This is a genomic window from Sinorhizobium sp. GQ132 (assembly GCF_059758575.1).
The window spans coordinates 187,327-204,673 of the sequence record NZ_JCAXDX010000002.1; the positions used below are offsets into that span (position 1 = coordinate 187,327).

General features: G+C 63.5%; 19 protein-coding genes. 10 read left to right on the top strand and 9 right to left on the bottom strand.

Features of this window, described 5'->3' with window-relative positions; translation table 11 throughout:
* Positions 1-191 precede the first annotated feature (191 nt).
* From AC6CIG_RS04990 to AC6CIG_RS05000, 3 genes are read left to right on the top strand one after another with little or no spacing between them, the layout of a single operon-like run.
* Positions 192-815: a DUF1285 domain-containing protein gene (locus AC6CIG_RS04990; RefSeq protein WP_026168666.1), complete on the top strand. Its 624-nt coding sequence runs from the start codon at positions 192-194 to the stop codon at positions 813-815.
* Entirely contained in the window at positions 812-1,444 is a 633-nt protein-coding gene (locus AC6CIG_RS04995) for a CoA pyrophosphatase (RefSeq protein ID WP_127710108.1), read from the top strand. Before AC6CIG_RS04990 ends, AC6CIG_RS04995 begins: the two co-directional genes overlap by 4 nt.
* A complete protein-coding gene (locus tag AC6CIG_RS05000; protein WP_437411689.1) occupies positions 1,441-2,700 on the top strand; it encodes a CCA tRNA nucleotidyltransferase in 1,260 nt (419 codons plus the stop codon). Before AC6CIG_RS04995 ends, AC6CIG_RS05000 begins: the two co-directional genes overlap by 4 nt.
* An 18-nt stretch (positions 2,701-2,718) precedes the next feature.
* Here AC6CIG_RS05000 and AC6CIG_RS05005 read toward each other — a convergent pair whose 3' ends face one another.
* Positions 2,719-2,904 carry a DUF1059 domain-containing protein gene (locus AC6CIG_RS05005; protein ID WP_003534500.1) on the bottom strand — a complete coding sequence of 62 codons (186 nt, stop codon included), beginning with the start codon at positions 2,902-2,904 and terminating at the stop codon, positions 2,719-2,721.
* A gap of 173 nt (positions 2,905-3,077) precedes the next feature.
* Between AC6CIG_RS05005 and AC6CIG_RS05010 the strand changes: the two genes are divergently transcribed.
* Positions 3,078-3,620: an adenine phosphoribosyltransferase gene (locus AC6CIG_RS05010; RefSeq protein WP_028010466.1), complete on the top strand. Its 543-nt coding sequence runs from the start codon at positions 3,078-3,080 to the stop codon at positions 3,618-3,620.
* Positions 3,621-3,665: 45 nt separating this feature from the next.
* On the opposite strand, the gene AC6CIG_RS05015 is transcribed toward AC6CIG_RS05010, so the two are convergent.
* Both AC6CIG_RS05015 and AC6CIG_RS05020 read right to left on the bottom strand, forming a co-directional pair.
* Positions 3,666-4,136 carry a MaoC family dehydratase gene (locus AC6CIG_RS05015; RefSeq protein WP_127710104.1) on the bottom strand — a complete coding sequence of 157 codons (471 nt, stop codon included), beginning with the start codon at positions 4,134-4,136 and terminating at the stop codon, positions 3,666-3,668.
* A complete protein-coding gene (locus AC6CIG_RS05020; protein WP_437411690.1) occupies positions 4,133-4,588 on the bottom strand; it encodes a MaoC family dehydratase in 456 nt (151 codons plus the stop codon). Before AC6CIG_RS05020 ends, AC6CIG_RS05015 begins: the two co-directional genes overlap by 4 nt.
* Positions 4,589-4,753: 165 nt before the next feature.
* Between AC6CIG_RS05020 and AC6CIG_RS05025 the strand changes: the two genes are divergently transcribed.
* Entirely contained in the window at positions 4,754-5,860 is a 1,107-nt protein-coding gene (locus AC6CIG_RS05025) for a hypothetical protein (RefSeq protein WP_498322483.1), read from the top strand.
* Positions 5,861-5,884: 24 nt separating this feature from the next.
* On the opposite strand, the gene ychF is transcribed toward AC6CIG_RS05025, so the two are convergent.
* Positions 5,885-6,988, bottom strand: a complete 1,104-nt coding sequence (ychF, locus tag AC6CIG_RS05030) for a redox-regulated ATPase YchF (protein ID WP_127516871.1) — start codon at positions 6,986-6,988, stop codon at positions 5,885-5,887.
* Between the two features lie 229 nt (positions 6,989-7,217).
* Between ychF and clpS the strand changes: the two genes are divergently transcribed.
* Entirely contained in the window at positions 7,218-7,523 is a 306-nt protein-coding gene (gene clpS, locus AC6CIG_RS05035; protein ID WP_127710100.1) for an ATP-dependent Clp protease adapter ClpS, read from the top strand.
* Between the two features lie 350 nt (positions 7,524-7,873).
* Here the strand turns inward: clpS and pth are convergent, their stop codons facing one another.
* From pth to AC6CIG_RS05050, 3 genes are all read right to left on the bottom strand, one after another.
* Complete coding sequence (gene pth, locus AC6CIG_RS05040; protein WP_127710098.1) at positions 7,874-8,593, bottom strand: aminoacyl-tRNA hydrolase; 720 nt, start codon at positions 8,591-8,593, stop codon at positions 7,874-7,876.
* Positions 8,594-8,838: 245 nt separating this feature from the next.
* Positions 8,839-9,456: a 50S ribosomal protein L25/general stress protein Ctc gene (locus AC6CIG_RS05045; protein ID WP_018095651.1), complete on the bottom strand. Its 618-nt coding sequence runs from the start codon at positions 9,454-9,456 to the stop codon at positions 8,839-8,841.
* A 153-nt stretch (positions 9,457-9,609) separates the two neighbouring features.
* The gene (locus AC6CIG_RS05050) at positions 9,610-10,791 is read right to left on the bottom strand and encodes a benzoate/H(+) symporter BenE family transporter (protein WP_127710096.1); all 1,182 of its coding nucleotides are present in this window, start codon (positions 10,789-10,791) and stop codon (positions 9,610-9,612) included.
* A gap of 318 nt (positions 10,792-11,109) precedes the next feature.
* Between AC6CIG_RS05050 and AC6CIG_RS05055 the strand changes: the two genes are divergently transcribed.
* The 4 genes from AC6CIG_RS05055 (at position 11,110) to AC6CIG_RS05070 (ending at position 15,083) form a co-directional block, all read left to right on the top strand.
* Positions 11,110-12,066: a helix-turn-helix domain-containing protein gene (locus AC6CIG_RS05055; protein WP_127710094.1), complete on the top strand. Its 957-nt coding sequence runs from the start codon at positions 11,110-11,112 to the stop codon at positions 12,064-12,066.
* 137 nt (positions 12,067-12,203) lie between these two features.
* Entirely contained in the window at positions 12,204-13,712 is a 1,509-nt protein-coding gene (gene adh, locus AC6CIG_RS05060; protein WP_100671828.1) for an aldehyde dehydrogenase, read from the top strand.
* Between the two features lie 91 nt (positions 13,713-13,803).
* Positions 13,804-14,181, top strand: coding sequence for a DUF779 domain-containing protein (locus AC6CIG_RS05065; RefSeq protein ID WP_018095647.1), 378 nt, complete (start codon positions 13,804-13,806; stop codon positions 14,179-14,181).
* Positions 14,182-14,252: 71 nt separating this feature from the next.
* A complete protein-coding gene (locus AC6CIG_RS05070; RefSeq protein ID WP_026168664.1) occupies positions 14,253-15,083 on the top strand; it encodes an isocitrate lyase/PEP mutase family protein in 831 nt (276 codons plus the stop codon).
* A gap of 40 nt (positions 15,084-15,123) precedes the next feature.
* Here the strand turns inward: AC6CIG_RS05070 and AC6CIG_RS05075 are convergent, their stop codons facing one another.
* Both AC6CIG_RS05075 and AC6CIG_RS05080 read right to left on the bottom strand, forming a co-directional pair.
* Positions 15,124-16,056 carry a ribose-phosphate pyrophosphokinase gene (locus AC6CIG_RS05075; RefSeq protein ID WP_018095645.1) on the bottom strand — a complete coding sequence of 311 codons (933 nt, stop codon included), beginning with the start codon at positions 16,054-16,056 and terminating at the stop codon, positions 15,124-15,126.
* 286 nt (positions 16,057-16,342) lie between these two features.
* Entirely contained in the window at positions 16,343-17,224 is an 882-nt protein-coding gene (locus AC6CIG_RS05080) for a hypothetical protein (protein WP_127710092.1), read from the bottom strand.
* Positions 17,225-17,347 lie beyond the last annotated feature (123 nt).

The window sequence follows — 17,347 nt, forward strand, 5'->3', positions numbered from 1 at the left end:
ACATATGCGCCGAAGCGAGCTTGTGGTGCATAGCCGACGCTACAGCGCCGCGTCTTATCAGACGCGCAAGGCTTGCTGTAGCACTTTTAGCTGCTGCATGCGTTTGTCCCCGATCGGCCACGAACAAGGACATGCAGCAGGCAACGGCGTCATGCTTCGGATGCAAGATCGAGACCAAACGGGACGGAACAATGGCAGAAGCCAAGATTCAGCAAATGGGCGATGCGGCCGGCCTGGCGGCGCTGATCGCACGCGCTGCCGGGCAGACGGGCGGCGAGGCGAGAGGGTTGCCGCCGGTCGACCGCTGGAATCCGCCGTTCTGCGGCGACATCGACATGGAAATCCGCGGCGATGGAACCTGGTTCTACATGGGCACGCCGATCGGCCGGCAGCCGCTGGTGAGGCTGTTCTCGACCGTGCTTCGCAAGGACGAGGACGGCAAGACCTATCTCGTCACGCCTGTGGAAAAGGTCGGCATCCGGGTCGCCGACGCGCCGTTCATCGCCGTGGAGATGAGCGTGACCGAGAAGGACGGCGAGAATGTGCTGACCTTCCGCACCAATGTCGGCGACGTGGTCGAGGCGGGCCCGGAGCATCCCTTGCGCTTCGTTATCCACGGCGACAATCGCGAACTCAAACCCTATCTGCATGTGCGCGGGCGGCTGAAAGCGCTCGTCTCGCGACCGGTGATGTACGACATCGTCGAGCTCGGCGAGACCATCGCGGTGGAAGGGGTGGAGATGTTCTGCGTCAGATCGGCCGGAGCGATCTTCCCGATCATGCCCGCGGCCGAGCTGGAAGCTTTGTGCCGATGAACGGTCACCCATACTCCGCCGACGAATTCCGTCGCCGCGCGCTGCAGCAGGCGGGGGGGCCGATCGAGACTGCCTGGCGCGATCACGGGGACTTCCTGCTGAACCCGGGCATCGTATCCTATCTCGAGTCCCTGCATCTGAAGGACGCCGCAGTCCTCGTCCCGGTCGTCGACGACGGCGAAGACGCCAACGTCATCTTCACCCAGCGCACCTCGAATTTGCGCAAGCATTCCGGCCAGGTCGCCTTTCCGGGCGGTGCGGTGGATCCGGAAGACCCCTCCATCGAAGTCGCCGCACTGCGCGAGGCTGAGGAGGAGATCGGGCTCGATCCGCGTTTCGTCGAGACGGTCGCGCGGCTGCCGCATTACATGGCCATGTCCGGCTTCCGCATCACGCCGGTGCTTGCGGTGGTTCAGCCCGGCTTCGTGCTTGAGCCTAATCCGGAGGAAGTGGAGAGCGTGTTCGAGGTGCCGTTGTCGTTCCTGATGAATCCCCGAAATCATGGACGGGGAAGCAGTCACTGGCAGGGCGCTGAGCGCCATTTCTATCGCATGCCCTATGGCGAAAGGAACATCTGGGGGATCACCGCGGGGATCGTCCGCATGCTCTATGAAAGGCTCTATGCATGACTTCCATTGTCGCCGAGCGCTGGTTTCAGGCTCCTCATCTTCGCCGCATCTTCGACCTGTTGAACGCCGATGGCGGCGAGGTTCGGGTCGTCGGAGGCGCGATCCGCAACAGCCTCATGGGTTTGCCGGCCGGCGACGTCGACCTGGCAACCACCTGGCGTCCCGAGGAGGTGACCGAGCGGGCGGGGCGCGCCGGCATCAAGGCGGTGCCGACGGGAATCGACCATGGCACCGTGACGCTCGTCATAGAAGGTGTTCCCTATGAGATAACGACTCTGCGCCGTGACGTCGCGACCGACGGGCGTCGCGCCGAAGTGGCCTTCGGGACCGACTGGAAAGCGGATGCGGAACGCCGCGACTTCACCATCAACGCCCTCTATGCCGGTGCGGACGGCGAGATCATCGACCATGTCGGGGGCCTCGGGGACATAGAGACGCGGACGGTGCGTTTCATCGGCAGCGCGGCCGAACGCGTGGCCGAGGATTACCTCCGTATTCTTCGCTTCTTCCGCTTCTTCGCCCATTACGGCAGCGGCCGTCCGGACGCCGAAGGCCTGCGGGCCTGCGCCCAGGCCCGCGCGAAGCTCGCCACGCTTTCCGCCGAACGCGTGTGGACGGAGACGAAGAAGCTGCTTTCGGCCGACGACCCCGGCCGTGCGCTCCTGTGGATGCGGCAGGCAGGTGTGCTGAGCGAGATCCTGCCCGAGACCGAGAAATGGGGCATCGACGCTATCCCCGCGCTGATCGCGGCGGAGAAGAGTTTTTCCTGGCAGGCGGACCCGCTCCTTAGGCTTGCGGCGATCGTGCCGCCCGACGCCGACCGGCTTGAAGCCATGGCCAAACGTCTGCGGCTGTCCAAGGTGGAGAGCGCCTACCTCGACCGGTTCGCCGAAGCGCCGGAAATCGCCGCTACTCTTGCGGATGCGGCGCTCGACCGCAGGCTCTATCGCCATGGCGCAGAAGGCATCGTCGTCCGGCTGAGGCTTGCGCTTGCCTCGGCACGCCGCAAGGCCGAAACCGATCCGGCATTCCTTGCCGACAGCGCCTCCTTTCACCGACTCCTTGCACGGGCGGAGAAATGGCAGCGGCCTGTCTTCCCGTTGAACGGTGCCGATGTCCTCAAACTGGGGGTTCCCGCCGGTCCCAAGGTGGGGGAAGTGTTGGCAGAGCTTGAAGCCTTCTGGGTCGAGCGCAACTTCAAGGTCGAGCGGGCGACCCTCGTCGCCCGGCTCGAGTCGATGGTGCGGTCGGGCTGAGACCGGTTCGGGCCGCGGTCAGGCGACCTTGGTTTCGTCGACGATGCGGGCCTTGATGTTGTCGACCATGTTTTCGCGGATGATGGTCTCGCCATGGGTCTCGCGCATATGCTCGACGACCCGGCGCACGATTTCCGCATCATTGTCAGCGCGGGTGTGCCAAGCGCAACCCGGGACGAGCGAACCGCATTCGAATAGGCGCATGGTGTTCCTCCTTCCTACAATCGGCAAGCCTCCCCTTGAAAAGCCTAGCATCAACCCGCGCTCTCGCCAAATTGTTCCGGCCGGGACCCCGAGCGAAGAAAATCCTGTAAACGGGCGCTTTGTTGGTGCTATGCCTGTGGCAATCGAGGATCCAGCAAAGGCCGCATTCACACATGACCGCTGTTCAATCGGAACTGATTTCCGCCATTCGAAGCATTCCGGACTATCCGAAGCCCGGCGTCATGTTCCGTGACATCACGACCCTCCTCGGCAATCCGCGGGCCTTCCGCCGGGCGATAGACGAGCTCGTCCATCCCTATGCCGGTACCAAGGTCGACAAGATCGCCGGCATCGAGGCGCGGGGCTTTATCCTTGGCGGGGCGATTGCGCACCAGCTTTCGGCCGGCTTCATACCCATTCGCAAGAAGGGAAAGTTGCCGCACGACACGGTGCGGATCGCCTACAGTCTGGAATACGGCGTGGACGAGATGGAAATGCACAGGGACGCGGTCGCTCCCGGGGACAAGGTGATCCTCGTCGATGACCTGATCGCCACCGGCGGCACCGCCGAGGGCGCCGCCAAGCTCCTGAAGCAGATGGGTGCGGACATCGTCGCAGCCTGCTTCATCATCGATCTGCCTGAGCTCGGCGGGCGCAAGAAGCTCGAAGCGCTCGGCGTCAATGTGCGCACGCTCATCGAATTCGAGGGGCATTGAGCCCACAGGCTTCTAGGCCAGGATCGAACAGCTGGCCCCGGCCATTCAAGCGAATTCGATGACCTTGCTCTCGAAGCGGATGACCGGCTCGCCGTGCTGGTTCTCGCCCTCGCAGAGGATCGTGTTGATCCGCCAGCCGGGTCGCGAGGCGACGATCCGGGCCTCCAGCAACGTGACCGCATAGGTGATCGTGTCGCCGGCATAGACCGGCTTCAGCCACCTGAGTTCCTTGAACCCGGGCGAGGGGCCGAGCGTCGGCGCATGCAGTCCCTCGGCTGCAAGGCGGCGGATCTCCTCTTTCCAGAACCGCAGGAAGCACTGCATCCAGCCGGCGCTGGTATGCCATCCGGAGGCGCAAAGACCGCCGAAAAGCGACTGTCTCGCCTGCTGCTCGTCGACGTGGAAGGGCTGCGGGTCGAAATCGCGGGCGAAGCGGATGATGTCCTCCGCGGTGAATGTCAGGCTGCCGGTGACGACCTTGCGCCCGGCCTGGTAGAGCTCCTCCAGCGTCATCATGCGCGCGCCTCCCCATTGCGGCGCCTGAACATGACGGAGCATTCCGAAACCGCCACGGCTTCACCGCTCTGGTTCTCGATCTCGTTGCGAAATTTGACGAAGCCGATCGCCGGCTTGGTTTTCGACGGACGCGCCTCCAGGACAAGGCTGAAGCCTGAAAGGATATCTCCGGCAAGGACCGGCTTCTTCCACTCCATGAAGTCGACCCCCGGTGACCCTTGCGAGGACGAATCGCCGAGAAAGGCCTCGATCATCATCCGCATGCCGACCGCGCTCGTGTGCCAACCGGAAGCGGCGAGGCCGCCGAGAATGCTGCTCTTGCCGACCTCTTCATTCAGATGCATGGGCTGCGGATCGAATTCGCTGGCGAAGGCGATCATGTCGTTGGCCTGCATCAGGACCGGGCTGTAGTCGAAACGCCGGCCCTGAGTGAAATCCTCGAAATAAAGCATGCCTCATTCTCTCCTTACGGCGACGCGCGTTCCAAGAGAACGCACAAAGGGCCGACCTTACGTGGCTTCGGTCCGGCTGATTTTCCAGGTTGCGCATGTCGATTGTTCATGCGATCACCTTACCGAAAGTTGCGCGTTGCAGCTTTTTCCCGCAAGGATCCGCCCGTGACAGATTTGAACAAGGCCCTGGCGGCAGCCGCCGAAAAGGGACTCATATCAGCCGATCGTGTCAATGATCTTGATGCTTTTCTTTCGGCGCGGGGGGTGAGTGCAGGCCCCGCAATGGCCGCAGCAAGCCGCCCTGACGAGACACGCCACGATGCGCAAGCGGCAGAAGAGAGCGAGCAGCCGCGCTTCCTGCGCGGATTCCACGACATTCTTATCACGATCGGCGTGGTGGTCGTGCTTGTGGGGCTCTGGGGCATCGGCGGCACGATCGCCGTGCTGCCGCTAATCATCTTTCTGGCGGAAATACTCGTGCGCCGGCAGAGGCTGGCCTTGCCCGCGGTTGCGCTGACCCTGGCGCTCGTTCATTGGGTCGGGCAGGGAATGTACAACGTCATGGCGGCCGGACAGCCTGCGTGGACGGACGAGACCTATTTGATGTTGGCCTATGTCTGCGCTTTTCCAGTCCCTCTGGGGCTGTTTTACTGGCGCTACAGAATTCCCCTGTCTTTCGCCCTGTTCCTGCTGTCGATAGCAGCCGTGGCGGTCGCCTTCGTTTTCCTCGCTCTGGACAAAGCCTTCGGGGTCGACTTCGTTCTGGAAGCGTATCCCCATCTGGTCGCAGCGATTCTTCTCGTGGCGGCGCTGGCGATTTTTGCGCTTGCCATGCGCTACGACATCTCGGACCCGCATCGTCTGACCTTGCGCTCCGACATAGCCTTCTGGCTGCATCTCGCCGCGGCACCGGCCTTACTCCATGCGATGCTCGGTTTTATCGTCATATCCGGTCAGGGCGACGTTTGGTGGACGGGCGAGGGAGGCCTGGGTCAGTCAGCCGCCGTTATTTTCCTCGTGGCGCTTTTCATGACGATCGGTCTGGTGATCGATCGCCGCGCATTCGTGACGTCTGGCCTTTTGTCGCTGGGCGCGGCAATTTGGACGATCCTCCAGAAAAGCGGCGCCTCGCTCGATACCTACGTCTTCATCGCCTTCGCGGTGGTTGGGCTGACGGTACTCGTGATCGGCATTTTCTGGCAGCAGCTGCGCCGCGCAGCGATGAGCCTGCTGCCGGTCGCGATCACCGCGCGCCTGCATGCCGTGCGGTGATCCTGGCTCGCAACGGTTCCGCGCTTACGTATTGAACCGGAAATGGATGACGTCGCCGTCCTGGACGACGTATTCCTTGCCTTCGTCGCGAGCCTTGCCGGCCTCCTTCGCGCCGTTTTCGCCGCCATAGGCGATATAGTCGTCATAGGCGATCGTGTTGGCGCGGATGAAGCCGCGCTCGAAATCCGAATGGATGACGCCGGCGGCCTGCGGGGCCTTGGTGCCGCGCGGGATCGTCCAGGCGCGGGTCTCCTTCGGTCCAACCGTGAAATAGGTGATGAGATCGAGGAGCTTGTAGCCGGCGCGGATCAGACGGTCGAGGCCGGCTTCCTCGAGACCGAGCGCCGCGAGGAATTCCTTCGCTTCCTCTTCCGGAAGCTGCGCGACTTCGGATTCGATCGCCGCCGAAATGACGACCGTTTCGGCGCCCTGTTCCCTGGCCATCTTCTCGACGGCGCGGGTGTGCTCGTTGCCGGTCGCCGCGTCGCTTTCGGCGACGTTGCAGACGTAGAGAACCGGGTGCGAGGTGAGCAGGTTGAGGCTCTGGAGAATGCGAAGCTCGTCGGCGTCGAGCTTGGAAAGCAGGGTGCGCACGGGCTTGCCTTCCTGCAGCAGCTTCAACGATGCTTCCATGATCGGAAGCTGCGCCATCGACTCCTTGTCCTTGCCGGTCGCACGCTTGCGCGTCTGTTCGGCACGCCGCTCGAGGCTGTCGAGATCGGCGAGCATCAGCTCGGTCTCGATGGTGTCGGCGTCTTCGACCGGATGGATGCGGCCTTCGACATGGGTGATGTCGTCGTCCTCGAAACAGCGCAGCACGTGCACGACGGCATCCACCTCACGGATGTTGGCGAGGAACTGGTTGCCGAGGCCCTCGCCCTTGGACGCGCCGCGCACCAGCCCGGCGATGTCGACGAAGGAGATGCGGGTCGGGATGATTTCCTTCGACTTGGCGATGTCGGCGAGTTTGCGCATGCGCGGGTCGGGCACGGCGACTTCACCGGTGTTCGGCTCGATCGTGCAGAAAGGATAGTTCGCCGCCTGCGCCGCCGCCGTCTTGGTCAGCGCGTTGAAGAGTGTGGACTTGCCGACATTCGGCAGCCCGACGATACCGCATTTGAAGCCCATGGCTATAATCCGTCGTTCCTGATTTCTTGAGCGTGGCTATGGGATAAAGGAGAGAAGCGGTCAAGCTTTTCGCGCTGGTCCGCTTGCTCCGGGAGCCGGGTTTCACTTGAATGCCGGGGGACGGAGCGCGATATTGGCGGTAGCGGAGTGAGGAAAAAGGTGGGCGGTTTGCCACCTTCGCCCGCTTGATCGCCAACGCTTTTCTCATGCCATCGACGGCGGATTACCCATGAGCGACAATGATGTAGCCGCAAAGCGCCTGACCAAGCCGAAGCTGGAGCGGCCGAAGCTCTACAAGGTGCTGCTGGTCAATGACGACTACACGCCGCGCGAATTCGTGGTCATGGTGCTGAAGGCGGTTTTCCGGATGAGCGAGGAGGCAGGCTACCGGGTGATGATGACGGCCCACAAGATGGGCTCTTCGGTCGTGGTGGTGTGTGCAAAGGACGTTGCGGAGACCAAAGCCAAGGAAGCGACCGACCTCGGCAAGGAGGCGGGCTTTCCGCTGCTGTTCACCGCAGAGCCCGAGGAGTGAGGCGGCGGCCTGCCCGGTTGGAGCGGGATGCGGGCGAAACCGCGCATATCTCTCGTCATTCCTGTGCTTGTCACAGGAATCCAGCCAGACCTGGTCCCTGGGCTGGAAAGGCTCTTCCCGCGCCGCAGACGCGGCTCTGCTGGATCCCTGTGACGAGCACAGGGATGAGGGTAGGAGAGGGTGCGGTCTCCCGGCGCGCTTCATTGCGTCACAGGTTGATCATTCCCTTGCACATTCGCAAGTGAAGGTTGTGGTGGCGGCACATCCCCAGGCCCTCATTCCTGTGCTTGTCACAGGAATCCAGCCAGGCCAAGTCCTTGGACTGAAAGACTCCTCCGCGCGGCAAGGCCTTAATCCCCCTTCGGCCCGAACATCTTCTTGAGCATGTCGGCCATCGGCCCCGTCGCCGGCAGCTTCTTCGGCTGGGCCGTGACGCGCGCCTGATGGATATGGGATTGCCCCGCCTGCTTCTTCGCAGCGACGGGTTTTTCCACCTCCGGCTTGCCGCCGGTTGCCAGGGCGATCTTGTTCATGATCTGCGAATCCTCGCCCTTCACCAGCATGTCCGCATTGTCGGCGATCGCTTCGAGCAGCGGTGACAGCCAGGTCTGGTCGGCCTTGGCGAAATCGCCGAGCACATGTGCGTGGACCAGATCCTTGACTCCGGGATGGCCGATGCCGAGGCGCAGGCGACGGTATTCCTTGCCGCAATGGGCATCGATCGACTTGATGCCGTTGTGCCCGCCGTGGCCGCCGCCGGTCTTGATCCGGGCCTTGCCGGCGGGAAGGTCCAGTTCGTCATAGATGACGACGATGTCTTTCGGCGCGAGCTTGTAGAAGCGCATCGCTTCGCCGAGCGCTTCGCCGGAGAGATTCATGAAGGTCTGCGGCTTCATCAGCAGAACGCGTTTGCCGTCGATCTCGCCTTCGGAGAACTCCGCCTTGAATTTCCTCGACCAGGCGGAAAAGCCCTGGCGTCGCTGAATGGCGTCGACGGCCATGAAACCGATATTGTGGCGGTTGCCGGCGTATTTCGGGCCGGGATTGCCAAGTCCCGCGATGATCAGCATGCGGCCAAACTCCTGCATTCGCCCTGTGGCGATATATTTGAGTGGCAATCGCCACGCCCAGTTCCCTCAGCCCAAAATCACCGCCATCACCCAAAGTCAACGGCTATTTCCGATACCACTTTATCCGGTTCGCGCGCGGGAGGCAGCATTTGACGGGCAAAAGAAAACCCGCCCCACGAAAATGGGACGGGTTCTTTCATTCGGGGGCGATCCGGCGTGGACAGGGCGTCCGCCGGAAACAGAGATCAAGCCTCTTCTTCGCCGCCTTCAGCTTCTTCTTCAGTCGGTTCGACTTCCTGCGTGCGGCCGGCGATCGTGGCAACCGTGAAGTCGCGGTCGGTGATGACCGGGGTCGCGCCTGCGGGAAGCGCGACGTTCGAAATGTGAACGGTGTCGCCGATCTTGAGGCCGGTGAGGTCGACCGTCAGGAATTCCGGGATGTTGTCGGCGGACACGTTGAGTTCGACCTCGTGACGGACGATGTTCAGCGCGCCGCCCTGCTTCAGGCCCGGCGACTTCTCTTCGTTCTCGAAGCGAACCGGAACCTGTACGGATACCTGGCTGCCCTTGGTGACGCGCAGGAAATCGACGTGCATGGTGAAGTCACGCACCGGATCGAGCTGATAGTCCTTCGGCAGGACGCGAATCTTTTCGCCGTTGACGTTGATCGTCGCAACGGTGGTCATGAAACCGCCGCCGTGGATCTTCATCGTCACTTCCTTGGTGGAGAGTGCGATGGCAAGCGGGGCCTGCTTGTCACCGTAGATGACAGCCGGGATAAGACCGTTGCGGCGAAGTTCACGGGAGGACCCCTTACCAACCCGTTCGCGCGTCTCGGCCTTGAGCTCGTAGGTTTCGCTCATAGGTAGACCTTTCTATGTTGTTTGGAGAGTTCGTCCGTCAAGAATGCGGAAAAACCTGAAGCCGCCATGCGGCTTCATCCGCGTTGCCTCCAAGGGTGTCTGCGCGGACGCGGGGTCCATAACCGAGAACCGGCGCAAATGCAAGGCGCGGCTTCAGGCCCTCTTTTTGGCTAGACGCGCGAGCGCCAGCATGAGGCCGCCCGCGACAAGCCCCCAAAAGGCCCCCGACACGCCGGCGAAACCGACGCCCGAGGCGGTGACGAGAAACGTGATGGCGGCTGCTTCGCGGGTCTCGGCATTCGTGAAGGCGGCAACTGCGGAACCCGAGAAGGCGCCGATCAGCGCAAGGCCGGCAACGGCCTCGATGAGGACCGATGGGGCAAGGCTGACGAAGGTCGTGACGGCTCCGGCCAGGAGGCCGAAGACGACGTAGGCGATACCGGCATTGATTGCCGACCAGTAGCGGCGGGCGCGGTCGGGATGAGAATCGGAGCCGGCGCACATCGCCGCGGTGATCGCCGCGAGATTGACGGCATGTCCGCCGAAAGGGGCGCTCAGCAGCGTGAAAAGCCCGGTCGTGGCGAAGAGGGGACCCGGATCGGGGTGGTAGTCATTCACCTTCAGGACCGCGATGCCGGGGATGTTCTGCGATGCCATCGTAACGATGAAAAGCGGCAGAGCGATGCTGACCAGGGCGGAGGTGCTGAGGGAAGGCGGAACGAACTCGACCTTCGGAACGAGCGCGGCGGAGAGCCCAGCCACGGCGCCCTCCGGCATTTCGATCCCGAAGGCGACGACGAGAACGAAGGCGACGAGCGCGGCGGGAACGGCATAGAGCCTGCTGAAGCTGCCGACGACGGCCCAGGCAAGAACGATAGGCAGGCCGAAGAGCGGGTTGAAGGCGATCGCCTTGACCGGAGCGAAGCAAAGGCTCAGGAGTACGCCGGCGAGCATCGCGTTTGCCAATGCCGCGGGGATGGCGGACACCATCCGGCCGAGGGGCTTCCACAGGCCGGCGACGATGATCAGCACTCCGCAGACGAGGAAGGCGCCGACGGCAGCGCTGAAGCCGCCTTCCACTGCGCCGGAACTCGCGAGCAGGGCCGCGCCCGGTGTCGACCATGCGACGCTGACGGGAAGTCTCGTGACGGCGCTGATGACGATAGCGCAGATGCCCATCGAGACCGACAGCGCCATCAGTCCGGAGGCTGCCTGCGTCTCGTTCGCACCGACGCCGGCGAGCCCGTGCAGGACCACGGCGAAGGAGCTGGCAAAGCCCACGAATGCAATCAGCACGCCCATGAAGAGGCTTTGGACGGAGAAATCTCGGAGCATGGCGGACAACCGGGTGTTGCGATAAGCGAGGTTCCGTGTCGAGTAGCATATCCTCGCCGCCTGTCGATACCGATCTGACGGCGCGGGTCGAGGGCGGAACGAAAAAACCTTCGTCTAGCTGGACCTCCCGCAGCATCGATGCCTATAGTTAGGCCGGGGGAATTGCGCCGTGGGGGAGAGTTCGGCGCCTGGTTCCGCCGAAGAACGCTGTCCAAGCGGAGGAGGGGAGCGCGGGTCTCGCCCGTGTGCCTTGCTTGCAAGCGTTGATCACGTCCACGGGCCGGGAGGCCCGATCGCCGCGATCCAGGGAGGGAGCGATTGCCTTCGATCAGGGACCACTCCGAGCGGGTCTACCGCATCGCACATCAATCTTCCGCTGCGGTGACTTCGCCGGTCGCTGCATCGTGGCGCCGCTGCATGACGCTGCACGGCCTGGCGCCCGAGGAGGCGCGTTCACCCTGGCGGCTTTCCGAGAGCGAGTTCCGGCTGGCGCGCGAAAGCTCCGGCGTCCTGATCGCGGAGGCGAAAGGCGAGCTCGACCGGCTGTTCGCCACGGTCGGAAAGGCCGGGTGCTGCCTGCTGCTGACCGACGGAAAGGGCGTTGCGCTGGAACGACGCGGCGCCGGCGGCGACGATGCGGACTTTCGCGGTATCGGGTTGTGGTCGGGAACCGTGTGGAGCGAGACGAGCGTCGGGACCAATGGCATCGGTACGGCGATCGCGGACGAGCGTCCGGTCCTCATCCAGCGCGACCAACACTTTCTCAGCCGCAATATCGGCCTGAGCTGCGCGACGGCGCCGATCCGCGACGAGAGCGGCAAGCTCGCCGCAGCGATAGACATCTCCACCTGCCGCGACGACGCATCCGAGGCGACGCTCTCGATCCTCTCGCAGGCGGTGCGCGATGCCGCAGCACGAATCGAGGCCAATCTTTTCCGCCGCGCTTTCGTCGGCGCTCGCATCGTTCTCGTACCGGTCGATCGGACGGGACCTGCACTGCTTGCGGTCGACCGTGACGATCTCGTTCTCGGCGCGACGCGGGCTGCCCGGCTGTGGCTCGGACTCGACGACGAGCGTATCGCCGCCGGCGTCCCGGCTTCCGACCTGCTTCAGGAAGACCTGCCTGGCGGGGGCGGCGAATTGCCGGACGCCGAGCGTGCGGCGCTGCGCCGCGCGCTCTCTCGGGCGAAGGGTAATGTGTCGATGGCGGCCGATCTCCTCGGCATCAGCCGCGCGACCCTCTACCGCAAGATGAAGCGGCTTTCTCTCAATTGATCGATATGGACGTCGACCTGTCGCAATTCTGAAACAGTCGGTGCCATCAACCGCGGCGCCGCCCTACCGGAAAAGCGCGTTCGGCCTCACTCTCCTTCCACAGCAACCGCACCGCTGTCATCCAAGGGAGGAAGTCCATGCTGCATCAGAAGATCGTCGAGAACCCGTACAAGCAGAAATACGGAAACTTCATCGGCGGCGAATGGCGCGAACCCGTTGCGGGCCGCTATTTCGACAACACGACGCCGATCACCGGCGGCACGCTTTGCCAGGTCGCGCGTTCGGACGCCGCCGACATCGAGCTTGCTCTCGACGCGGCGCACGCCGCAAGGGAGAAATGGGGCCGGAGTTCGGCGACGGAGCGGTCCAACATCCTGATGAAGATCGCCGCCCGCATGGAGGACAATCTGGAGCTTCTGGCACGGGCCGAAACCTGGGACAACGGCAAGCCGATCCGCGAGACGATGGCCGCCGACATTCCGTTGGCGATCGATCATTTTCGCTATTTCGCTGCCTGCATCCGTGCGCAGGAAGGTTCGATCGGCGAGATCGACCATGACACCGTCGCCTACCATTTCCACGAGCCGCTCGGCGTCGTCGGCCAGATCATTCCTTGGAACTTCCCGATCCTGATGGCCGCCTGGAAGCTTGCGCCGGCGCTTGCCGCGGGAAACTGCGTCGTGCTCAAACCGGCCGAGCAGACGCCGGGGTCGATCCTGGTCTGGGCGGAACTTATCGGCGACCTCCTGCCGCCGGGTGTCCTCAACATCGTCAACGGCTTCGGCCTCGAAGCGGGCAAGCCGCTCGCCACCAGCCCGCGCATCGCCAAGATCGCTTTTACCGGCGAGACGACGACCGGGCGGCTTATCATGCAATATGCCAGCCAGAACCTCATCCCGGTCACGCTGGAGCTCGGCGGAAAGTCGCCGAACATCTTCTTCGCGGACGTCGCCAGCGAGGACGACGACTTCTTCGACAAGGCGCTCGAGGGCTTCGCCATGTTCGCGCTGAACCAGGGCGAGGTCTGCACCTGCCCGAGCCGCGCGCTTGTCCAGGAGAGCATCTACGACCGCTTCATGGAGCGGGCGGTAAAGAGGGTCGAGGCGATCCGGCAGGGCAATCCGCTCGATGAAGCAACGATGATCGGTGCCCAGGCTTCGAGCGAACAGCTCGAGAAAATCCTCGCCTATATCGAAATCGGCAAGGAGGAAGGCGCCGAGGTGCTGACCGGCGGCGGGCGCAATGTGCTCGAAGGCGATCTCTCGGGCGGCTACTACGTCAAGCCGACCGTATTCCACGGCCACAACAGGATGCGCATCTTTCAGGAGGAGATTTTCGGGCCGGTCGTGTCGGTCACGACCTTCAAGACGGAAGCCGAGGCGCTGGAAATCGCCAATGACACGCTCTACGGGCTTGGCGCCGGCGTGTGGAGCCGCGATGCCAATCGCTGCTACCGCTTCGGCCGCGCGATCGAAGCGGGCCGCGTCTGGACCAATTGCTACCACGCCTATCCGGCGCACGCCGCCTTCGGCGGCTACAAGCAATCCGGCATCGGGCGCGAGACGCACAAGATGATGCTGGACCATTATCAGCAGACGAAGAACATGCTGGTAAGCTACAGCCCGAAAGCGCTCGGCTTCTTCTGATCCGGCCGGCCCCCTGCCGGCCCGATCCTGGCGGCGGGCTCCCGATGCTTCATCGGGGGCCTTCCGGCTTCTGCGAATGAGGAGATGCAAATTGAGCGACGGAGCAACGGAGCCGCGCGTGCTTGCGACGGATGCGGCGATCGACCTCATCCGCGAAATCCGGCGCGATCATCCGGATATACTCTTTCACCAGTCGGGCGGCTGCTGCGACGGCTCGTCGCCGATGTGCTACCCGGCGGACGATTATATCGTCGGCGACAACGACGTGAAGCTCGGCGAGATCGACGGCGTGCCCGTCTATATCAGCTCGAGTCAGTACGAGGTCTGGAAGCACACGCAGCTGATCATCGACGTCGTGCCCGGCAGGGGCGGCATGTTTTCGCTGGATAACGGCCGGGAGAAGCGGTTCCTCACCCGCTCGCGCCTGTTTGGTGGGGGCGAGGCTTGCCCGGTGCAGCCCCGCGGTTGACTACGGGAAATTTGTCCGCGTGTTTTCGTTTCATGCTATCGCTGGTTATCTTCAGTCGACGGATGGCGGGCATGGGCAAGCAGCAAGACAAGCACCTGAAATTCCGCGCATTGCACGATCGCGAGGGCGCTTTCGTTATTCCAAATCCCTGGGATGCAGGGTCTGCGCGCATTCTCGCGGCGGTCGGCTTCGAGGCGCTGGCGACGACGAGCGCGGGGCTTGCGTTTTCCATCGGCCGGAGGGATTCGGCGGCGGCTCTCTCGCGCGACGTCATATTGCAGAATGCCCGCGATATCGTCGAGGCGACCGAATTGCCGGTGTCCGCGGATCTGGAGGACGGCTTCGGTAAGGATCCGCTGTGCTGTGCCGAGACGATTTCACTGGCGGCAGGCGTCGGGCTCGTCGGTGGTTCGATCGAAGACGCAACCGGTGATGCCGCCGATCCCGTCTTCGAGTTCGGCCTGGCCGTTGAACGTGTTGCCGCTGCCGCAGAGGAAGCCCGCAAGCACCCCTTCGTCCTCACCGCGCGCGCCGAGAACTTCCTGTGCGGACGGCCTGACCTCGACGATACCATCCGGCGCCTCGTCGCGTTCGAGGAGGCCGGTGCGGATGTCCTCTATGCGCCGGGGCTGCCCGACATCGAAGCGATCCGAACGGTCTGCTCTGCCGTCAAGCGCCCGGTCAATGTGGTCATGGGGCTCGCCGGGCAGGTCTACACAGTGGAACAACTGCAGGAAGCGGGCGTGAAGCGCATCAGTGTCGGCGGCTCTTTTGCTCGGGCTGCCCTTGCCGCACTCATGAGCGCGGCGCGAGAGGTCAAGGAGCACGGCACTTTCACCTATGCGAAAAGTGCCATGCCGGCCCGCGAGGCGGCATCATACATGCTGGACGTCAAGAGATGAACGACGTCCGCGTCTGGTGAGACGCGCGGCGTCGTAAACGTCAATCGAACAGGCTCGATACCGATTCTTCCTGGCTCGTGCGGCTGATCGCCTCGCCGAGCAGCGCGGCGGTCGAGATCACACGGATATTGTGCGCCGACTGCACTGCCGTCGTCGGCTGGATCGAATCGGTGATCACCAGTTCCTTCAACATCGAGGAGGTGACGCGCGCGACTGCGCCGCCGGACAGGACGCCGTGGGTGATATAGGCGGTGACGCTGGTCGCGCCGTTCTTCAGCAGTGCCTCGGCGGCGTTGCAGAGCGTACCGCCGGAATCGACGATATCGTCGATGAGGAGGCAGTCCTTGCCGTTGACTTCGCCGATGACGTTCATCACTTCCGATTCACCGGGGCGGTCGCGACGCTTGTCGACGATCGCCAGCAGACAGTCCAGCCGCTTGGCGAGCGCCCGGGCACGCACGACGCCGCCGACATCCGGCGAAACGACCATGACGTTCTTGAGATTGTAGTTCTCCTTGACGTCTCGCGCGAGGATCGGAACGGCATAGAGGTTGTCGGTCGGGATATCGAAGAAGCCCTGGATCTGCCCGGCGTGCAGGTCGAGGGTCAGAACACGGTCGGCACCGGCTTCGGTAATGAGATTGGCGACCAGCTTGGCGGAGATCGGCGTGCGAGGACCGGGTTTTCGATCCTGCCGGGCATAGCCGAAATAGGGAAGGACGGCGGTGATGCGGCGAGCCGAGGAGCGCCGGACCGCGTCGATCATGATGAGGAGTTCCATCAGATGATCGTTGGTCGGGAAGGAGGTCGACTGGACGATGAAGACGTCCTCGCCGCGCACGTTCTCGCCGATCTCGACGAAGATTTCCTGATCGGCGAAGCGCCTTACTGTGGCTTTGCCGAGCGGCAGGTTGAGATAGTTGCAGATCGCTTCGGCCAGCAGCCGGTTCGAATTGCCTGCGAAAACCTTCATTGACGGTCCGCCTTGAGCTGGCGCGGCCACGTCCGGTCGTCCGGGGGGTGGGTTCTCCGCGCAGATTCCGTGAGCCATTCCGATTGCGGGCAATCACTGCGGACGGCCGCTGTCAGAGCTGATCGGCCGCTTTTTAGCGTCCTTGAAGGTGAATGCAAGGGGATTGCTGCGGCGCAACGCTCAATATCCGAAAAACTTTGCGCCAGCCGGCCAGGATGACGGCGATTCCGGGCCGATTGGCCGAAAATCGGAAAGCGCGGGGGAAAGCGGAGCCCGAGCGGAGGCGCTATCCAGCGGTCGACCGACGCCATTCGATATAGGCGTCGATCGTCTGGCTGGCGATCGCCTCCATCGTTTCTGCCGGGACGGCGCTCCAGGGGTCGGCCGCCGTGTTTGCAACGGAGTCCTGTCCCTGGATGCGGTGCAGGCGATTGCCGCTGCCGTCGAGTATGTCCCAGACATAGACGACCGTCGTCTTGCCGCCGTCGTTGAGCGCTGAAAAATATCCCTTGAGGATATGGTCGCTGGTTTTGTCGGTCGAGCTCTTGATTGCGAGGCCCTGACTGCGCGCCGAAGCTCCGAGCTGCTTCGACAGCGGCGTGACCGCCTGGACCGGCGCGCCGATGATCGGCAGAAAACGGATTCCGCCCGAGCCGGTCGCAGCTGCCGCAGGCGATGCGGCGGCTTGCTGCGTCTGCGCGGGCGCCTGCGTCGTTTCGACCGGTGTGGGCTGCTCCTCGCCGCCATTGTCCTGCGTCGCGTCTTCCACGGGCGGTGCCTGATGCCGGGCGATCCGGGCAGGCGCCGACTGAGGCTGCGTCGTCTGTACCGGTGCTTCACCGCCGGCGAGACGGTTTGCCTGGCCTTCCAGCGTGCCGGCCGGGTCGGTGTAGTCGCTATAGCCGACATTGTCGGCGGCGTGCTGCGGAGGCGGGCTCGAAATGTTGGGCTGTGCCGCGAAGGCGGCGGAGCGGCCCGGCGGCACGCTTTCCACCGGCATCACCGCGGTCTGCGCCGACATGGAGTCGAGATCCGACTGGGTCACCGGAGGGGAGCGGAAAGTGCCTTCGCCCACATCCACCTGCGGGATCAGGGCGTCTGTCGTGTTGCAGCCGGCCAAGGCTGCGGCAAGGCCAAGGCTGGCGATCGGATTGATCTGCTTGCGCATCGTTCCCACCGTCTCCGCTAGATCACGATGATTTTAGGTCGAGCCGACCTAAAATCATGACCGTGATCGCTTCCAAAGAGCGAGAGCGGGACGCGGGCGGAAAACCGCACGCACTTTTCCTCA

Coding starts and splice junctions, on each gene's coding strand:
- AC6CIG_RS04990 (WP_026168666.1), top strand. CDS start 192: ATGGCAGAAGCCAAGATTCAGCAAATGGGCGATGCGGCCGGCCTGGCG.
- AC6CIG_RS04995 (WP_127710108.1), top strand. CDS start 812: ATGAACGGTCACCCATACTCCGCCGACGAATTCCGTCGCCGCGCGCTG.
- AC6CIG_RS05000 (WP_437411689.1), top strand. CDS start 1,441: ATGACTTCCATTGTCGCCGAGCGCTGGTTTCAGGCTCCTCATCTTCGC.
- AC6CIG_RS05005 (WP_003534500.1), bottom strand. CDS start 2,904: ATGCGCCTATTCGAATGCGGTTCGCTCGTCCCGGGTTGCGCTTGGCAC.
- AC6CIG_RS05010 (WP_028010466.1), top strand. CDS start 3,078: ATGACCGCTGTTCAATCGGAACTGATTTCCGCCATTCGAAGCATTCCG.
- AC6CIG_RS05015 (WP_127710104.1), bottom strand. CDS start 4,136: ATGATGACGCTGGAGGAGCTCTACCAGGCCGGGCGCAAGGTCGTCACC.
- AC6CIG_RS05020 (WP_437411690.1), bottom strand. CDS start 4,588: ATGCTTTATTTCGAGGATTTCACTCAGGGCCGGCGTTTCGACTACAGC.
- ychF (WP_127516871.1), bottom strand. CDS start 6,988: ATGGGCTTCAAATGCGGTATCGTCGGGCTGCCGAATGTCGGCAAGTCC.
- clpS (WP_127710100.1), top strand. CDS start 7,218: ATGAGCGACAATGATGTAGCCGCAAAGCGCCTGACCAAGCCGAAGCTG.
- pth (WP_127710098.1), bottom strand. CDS start 8,593: ATGCTGATCATCGCGGGACTTGGCAATCCCGGCCCGAAATACGCCGGC.
- AC6CIG_RS05045 (WP_018095651.1), bottom strand. CDS start 9,456: ATGAGCGAAACCTACGAGCTCAAGGCCGAGACGCGCGAACGGGTTGGT.
- AC6CIG_RS05050 (WP_127710096.1), bottom strand. CDS start 10,791: ATGCTCCGAGATTTCTCCGTCCAAAGCCTCTTCATGGGCGTGCTGATT.
- adh (WP_100671828.1), top strand. CDS start 12,204: ATGCTGCATCAGAAGATCGTCGAGAACCCGTACAAGCAGAAATACGGA.
- AC6CIG_RS05070 (WP_026168664.1), top strand. CDS start 14,253: ATGGGCAAGCAGCAAGACAAGCACCTGAAATTCCGCGCATTGCACGAT.
- AC6CIG_RS05075 (WP_018095645.1), bottom strand. CDS start 16,056: ATGAAGGTTTTCGCAGGCAATTCGAACCGGCTGCTGGCCGAAGCGATC.
- AC6CIG_RS05080 (WP_127710092.1), bottom strand. CDS start 17,224: ATGCGCAAGCAGATCAATCCGATCGCCAGCCTTGGCCTTGCCGCAGCC.